The organism is Dysgonomonas sp. 521 (assembly GCF_010501055.1).
In the GTDB taxonomy this organism is placed as follows: Bacteria; Bacteroidota; Bacteroidia; order Bacteroidales; family Dysgonomonadaceae; genus Dysgonomonas.
In genome coordinates, this window is sequence record NZ_QVMO01000136.1 from 1 (window position 1) to 1,339 (window position 1,339).

At 45.4% G+C, this 1,339-nt stretch carries 1 protein-coding gene; it reads right to left on the reverse strand.

Annotated elements, in window-relative coordinates; genetic code table 11:
* Positions 1 to 110: 110 nt before the first annotated feature.
* Positions 111 to 1,127, reverse strand: a complete 1,017-nt coding sequence (gene tsaD / locus D0T84_RS20750) for a tRNA (adenosine(37)-N6)-threonylcarbamoyltransferase complex transferase subunit TsaD (protein ID WP_163309783.1) — start codon at positions 1,125 to 1,127, stop codon at positions 111 to 113.
* Positions 1,128 to 1,339: the final 212 nt, after the last annotated feature.

Consider the following 1,339-nt stretch of genomic DNA (forward strand, 5'->3'; position numbering starts at 1 on the left):
TAAGGAACCGCCACGTGCCGAACGGCATGCGTGGTGGTGTGAGAGGTCGGAAAATGAAATAGGAGGAAACTATTTCATTTTCCTCCTACTCGATTAAATGGTTATCTTATTTACATTACAACTCTGGAATATGGCGCGGCATCCACCGCACAAAATTCATTATCGAGGTACTTATAGTAACCGGTAATGGCTATCATTGCCGCATTATCGGTGGTATAGCCAAAAGGAGGAATATGTATTTTCCAGCCAAAACGTTTCGCATGATCTTCGAAGGCGGCACGAAGCCCCGAATTTGCCGAAACACCGCCCGCAACTGCCACTTCTTTTATATTGAGATCCTTTGCTGCTCGGCGCAACTGCTCCATCAACACATCGATAATCGTTTTCTGTAGCGAAGCACAAAGGTCTTCCTTATTTTTATCCACAAAGTCCGGATCTTTTTTCAGTTCGTCCCGCAAAAGGTAAAGGAACGAAGTCTTTAAGCCGCTGAAGCTATAGTCATAACCCGGAACATGAGGCTTATTTAATTTAAACTTAGAAGGATCGCCCTCTTTGGCCAGCCTGTCTACAACCGGGCCGCCCGGATAGCCTAATCCCATAACCTTCGCGCACTTATCAAAAGCTTCTCCGGCAGCATCGTCAATGGTCTGCCCTATTATCTCCATTTCCTTATACGATTTCACTAGTATTATCTGCGAATTGCCACCGGAAACCAGTAAGCACAGGAACGGAAACTGCGGCTGATGATTGTCGTCCTTATCCTCTTTAATAAAATGGGCAAGCACATGCCCGTGTAAGTGGTTTACATCTACCATCGGGATATCCAGTGCAGTAGATAAGCCTTTGGCAAATGAAGTGCCTACAAGCAAAGATCCCATCAGCCCCGGGCCTCTGGTAAAGGCGATAGCCGATAAATCCTCCTTTTGTATTCCGGCCTTCTTAAGAGCCTGGTCTACAACAGGTATTATATTCTGCTGGTGGGCGCGTGATGCCAGCTCAGGTACAACGCCTCCATAACTTTCGTGCACCTTCTGGCTGGATATAACGTTCGATAAAAGAACCCCATCCTGTATCACGGCTGCTGCCGTATCGTCACAGGAAGATTCTATGCCTAATATTGTTATCATTTTGGTTATTTATTATTATTTATATCGATCAGTAATTGAAAATATGTTTAATATAATCGTTCTTTAATTTTTTACATAAAGGCTATCTCAGGCTAAATACATTAGTTGCAGTTCCCTACTGCCGCGCCCTCCCGGGCTTGCCCCTTCTTTTGGCATTGCCCAAAAGAAGGCAAAAGGCTAGTGCTTTGTCCCTCGGCGACCCACCAACGGCT